A 3,827-nucleotide genomic window follows, 5' to 3' on the forward strand; every position below is an offset into this window, starting at 1 on the left:
GGCTGGCCAGCCCCCGTGCCAGGGCGTTGGGCTGGTAGTCCAGCTCGGCCATGGCGGCGAGGACCTTGTCCCGGGTGGCCTGGGAGATCGGTCGGGCGCCGGTGAGCACGTACGACACGGTGCTGACCGAGACCTGGGCGCGACGCGCGACGTCCTGCATGGTGGCCATCCGGCACCTCCTCGCGGTATGCCCTCGGCGCTGTCGAAGCGCTTCGACTAAGCGGTTCGACAGAAGGTAGGTCAGGTGTTACGAGCACGTCAATAGGCAATGACGAACTGACGTCGGAGCCCGCTCGGTCAGCGGGCGGGCAGGCCGAACAGGTCGGCGGCGGCCTGCCAGCAGACCGTCCGCAGCCAGTCGTCGCCCAGGTCGAGCCGGGCCAGACCGGTCAACTGGTCGGCGTACGGGTAGGGGATGTTCGGGAAGTCGCTGCCCAGCAGCACCTTGCCGGCCAGCCCCAGCTCACGCAGTCGCGGCAACTCGTCGACGGGGAAGGGCACGAACCGGTCGAGGAACGGGGTGAACGCCATTGTGGTGTCCAGCCGTACCCGCTCGTGGCGCTCGGCGAGATCCAGGAAGGCGGAGTAGTCGGGCGCGCCCAGGTGGGCGACGATCGCGGGCAGTCGGGGGTGTCGGGCGAGCAACGCGGCGAACGGGTCCGGCCCGGTGTGGGCGGTGCCCACCGGCGCGTGCCCGGCGTGCACGACCACCGGCACGTCGGCCTCGGTGAGCAGGCCCCACACCTGCTCCAGCGCCGGGTCGGTGGGTGCGAAACCACCCACCTGGAGGTGCACCTTGAACACCCGGGTGCCGGCGTCGATGGCCTCGGCGACGTAGCGCGCCGCCGCCGGCTCCGGGAAAAAGGTGGCCGAGGGCAGGCATCCGGGGGTGTCGCCCGCGAAGTCGAGCGTCCACCGGTTCAGCTCCTCGGCCATGCCGGGCCGGTGGGCGTACGCGAGCGCACTGAACACCCGTACCCCCAGCCGGCGCAGGTGGCCGACGCGTTCCGTGTCGCTCCACCGGTACCGGATCGGCCACTCCAACCCCACGAGCGGGCCGGCCGAGTCGAAGTAGTCCCACACCCGACGGCGCAGCCTCGGTGGCAGGAAGTGCACGTGCACGTCGGCCAGGCCGGGCAGGCCGAGTTGCTGCCAGAACCGTGGCACTGCCGCGTCGGCGGCCACGATCGCCGGGTCGACGGCCTCGACGCTCACAGGTCGAGGTTGAACTTCTGCAGCACCGAGGGAGCGAAAAGCCCGAGGGTGGCAAGTACCGACACGATTGTCAGCGCGGTGCGGACCACGACGATCTCGGTCTTACCGCCGGCCCGCAGCGCGATCTTGTCGGGCAGGCTGATCGGGGTCCACATCCGGCGTTTGATCGGAATCGGCCAGAGGATCGGTACCCCGGCCCGGGTGATCATGTCACCTATGATGTGCACGAAACAGCCCACGCCGACGGCCAACCCGATCATCGGATAACCCCGGTCGCCGGGCAGGTTCGCGGCGGTGAACACGGCGGCACCAGCGGAGACCAGGGTGACGATGAGCCAGCCGGCCCGCTCGGCCCACTTGTCGAACAGGCCGCGCAGGGCGAGACCGATCATGAAGAACAGGATGCCGATGACGGCCCACTTGCCGTACCGGGCGCAGAGGGTGGTGGTGCCCCAGCCCACCAGCACGGTGAACGGAATGGTGTGGGTGAGAGTGCGGTGGCCGTTGCTGCGCTTCGGATCGCGGCTGAGCTTTGTGGCGTAGTAGACGCCCAGCGAGACCTTCTCCATTACCTCGGCGACGAACAGCGAGAAGACGCCGAACGTACGGGCCACTGTCGCGCCACCCTGATTGCGGGTGACCTTGCCGGACAGATCGAGATCGGGCAGCAGCGCTCCTCCGGCACAGACGGCGGTGCCGACGGCCAGCGCCAACGGCGACTGCTCGTAGTCGTAGAAATGCTGTAGCGCCCAGGACCCGCTCAGCCATACCGCCGCGCCAGACAGCGCGTGCGACGGTCCCATCATCTCGGCTCGCCCTCCCCAGGGATCTTGAGCGCCAAAACTACGCCACTGTAGTTCGTGCCGACGCCGCAGGGGGACCGCCTACGGCGTCCACTTCGGACAATTATCGGGCCGGTCGATGGACCGGCCGGACCACCAGGGAGTATGGCAGCGCGTGGTGGTCGACCGGCCCGATCTGTCGGCCATGGGACGGCGGTGCCGCCCGAGGTGCGCGTGGCTGTCGGTGGGGTGGAGTCACCACCAGCGTTTGCGAGGGGCGCGGACCGTCACGTCGCCGAAGATCGCCCGGCAGTGCACCTCGATCACCGGTGCGCCCGGCGCTACCGGCCCGCTCAGCTTGGACTTCTTGTTACCGAAGACCGCGCTGCCGGTGAGTCGGACATCGGTGCCCTCCGCCACGACGATCGTGACGTTGCCGAGGATCGCCTCCGCGTCGATCCGGATCACCCGCCCGGGCAGCCGGGCCTCGTGCAGCTCGATCCGGCAGTCACCGAAGACCGCCCGAGCCTCGATCCGCTCCGGTACCGGCCAGGCGCCCTTACGTACCTCGTCGCCGAAGACGGCCAGCAGCTTTTCCGGGGCGGGGGCGAGCGCGCCGGCCGCAGGGCGGGCCGCCGCGTCGGGCAGGTCCCTGGTCACCCTGGCCAACTCGCCGCGGGTCTGCGCGGCGTGGGCGACGCCGGCCCGCTCGGAGTACTCGTCGAGGGTCAGCCGGCCCTCGGCCGTCGCCCTGCCGAGCAGCTCCACGACCTCCTCCCGCTCCCGGTCGGAGACTCGCAGCTGGTCGGTGTCGTCATGCCGGTCCGGTTCCACGGCTCCGAGACTATCCGTGTCCCGCGAGGCGGCGACCGTGTCCCGCGAGGCGGCGACCGTGTCCCGCGAGGCGGCGACCCGGACCGGGACTAGGGTCGGAAGCTGAGCCGGACGGTCGCCAACTGGCTCGCCGAAGCCGACCAGTCGTGTTCGCGCGCGATCCAGCCCAACGTCCAGGTACGGCCCCGGGTAGGGCGATCCGGCACGATCTGGGTGGCGCGCAGCCGGTCACCGTGCGGTGTCAGCCACCCGAACTCCCACTCGGTGGCGGCGCCGACCCGGCCGAGGTGGAACTCCTGGTAGCCCGGCAGGGTGCCGTCGGCCAGTTCCCGGTCCCGCACCGCCTTGAGCCGGGCGATCGGCTCGGTGGCGGCGTCGGCGCTGTCCGCGACGGTGAACGCGCGACCGGTCGCCGGGTCCTGGAAGCAGGCCACGTCGTCGTCGCGGGAGTGTCGCCAGTCCGCCGGCAACGCGACCCGGAAGCCGGCCTCGTCCGCGTGCCACACCCACCCGGCGGGCGGCCGGAACCCGTCGTCGGGCCGGGGCGGCGCGGTGCGCAGCGAGGCACCGTCGACCCACGGGCGTACGCAGGGCAACGGCGGAGGGACGACGCCGCCGGGCGGCGGACCGGGCGGGCGTCGCCCGTCGCGCGGTAACGGGCCGCCGGGCCCCGGCGCGCCCACGTCGTACGACTGAGGGCTCTGCGTCCCCGACCCGGGCTGCTCCGCGCCGGTGCCCACCACCGTCAGCGCGGTGCCGATCCCGGCCGCCATCGCGACGAGCACGGCGACCGCGGCCAGCGCCCACGGACGGGCCACCGATCCCCGCCGCTGCTCGGCCTCGGGGGTCGTGTCACGGGTACCGGCAGACGTAGCGCGTGGCGGCGGCCCACCGGCCTGAGCCGGGTCGCCCTCACCGGAGTGGGCCGGGTCGACCCCATCGGTCCGACCCGGGTCCTTCCCGTCGGTCCGAGCCGGGTCGCCTCCGCCGGTCCGA

5 protein-coding genes are annotated in these 3,827 nt (G+C 72.0%); all 5 read right to left on the reverse strand.

Annotation, left to right across the window (positions count from 1 at the left end):
* The coding region (locus tag Van01_RS31310) for a LacI family DNA-binding transcriptional regulator (RefSeq protein WP_204015309.1) at window positions 1-169 on the reverse strand (169 nt) is incomplete at its 3' end.
* 128 nt (window positions 170-297) lie between these two features.
* Window positions 298-1,215 carry an amidohydrolase family protein gene (locus Van01_RS31315; RefSeq protein ID WP_239099407.1) on the reverse strand — a complete coding sequence of 306 codons (918 nt, stop codon included), beginning with the start codon at window positions 1,213-1,215 and terminating at the stop codon, window positions 298-300.
* A complete protein-coding gene (locus Van01_RS31320; RefSeq protein ID WP_204015305.1) occupies window positions 1,212-2,021 on the reverse strand; it encodes a metal-dependent hydrolase in 810 nt (269 codons plus the stop codon). The genes Van01_RS31315 and Van01_RS31320 overlap by 4 nt, the downstream gene beginning before the upstream one ends.
* Window positions 2,022-2,252: 231 nt before the next feature.
* Window positions 2,253-2,831, reverse strand: a complete 579-nt coding sequence (locus Van01_RS31325) for a DUF1707 SHOCT-like domain-containing protein (protein WP_204015307.1) — start codon at window positions 2,829-2,831, stop codon at window positions 2,253-2,255.
* A gap of 89 nt (window positions 2,832-2,920) precedes the next feature.
* Window positions 2,921-3,827: serine/threonine kinase C-terminal domain-containing protein (locus tag Van01_RS31330; protein ID WP_505745413.1), on the reverse strand; the 907-nt coding region annotated here is incomplete at its 5' end.

This window comes from Micromonospora andamanensis, assembly GCF_016863495.1.
Lineage (GTDB): Bacteria > Actinomycetota > Actinomycetes > Mycobacteriales > Micromonosporaceae > Micromonospora > Micromonospora andamanensis.